Genomic DNA, 249 nt, shown 5'->3' with positions numbered 1-249 from the left:
CGGCTGCGACTGGACCCGCGGGCAGACGCACGGGAGTCTCGTGACCTACCTGGTCGAGGCGACCGCCGAGCTCGTCGAGGCGATCGAGGAGGGGACGACGGCTGATCGCCGGGAGGAGCTCGGCGACGTGCTGGACCAGGTCGTCCTGCACTCCGCTCTGGCTGAGCGTCAGGGGGCGTTCGACCTGGCCGACGTCGCGGGCCTCGTCGTCTCCGAAGACGTGCGGATGACGACGCACGGTCTTCGCCG

Annotated in this window: 1 protein-coding gene; it reads left to right on the top strand. The window is 71.1% G+C overall.

The features are described 5' to 3' along the window. Nucleotides 1-40 precede the first annotated feature (40 nt). Nucleotides 41-249, top strand: a 209-nt coding sequence (locus ACZ6JE_RS15405) for a MazG nucleotide pyrophosphohydrolase domain-containing protein (RefSeq protein WP_464319511.1), incomplete at its 3' end; no start/stop codon positions are given.

Source organism: Frigoribacterium sp. AC759, from assembly GCF_979256015.1.
This window is presented reverse-complemented; position numbering and strand designations above follow the sequence as displayed.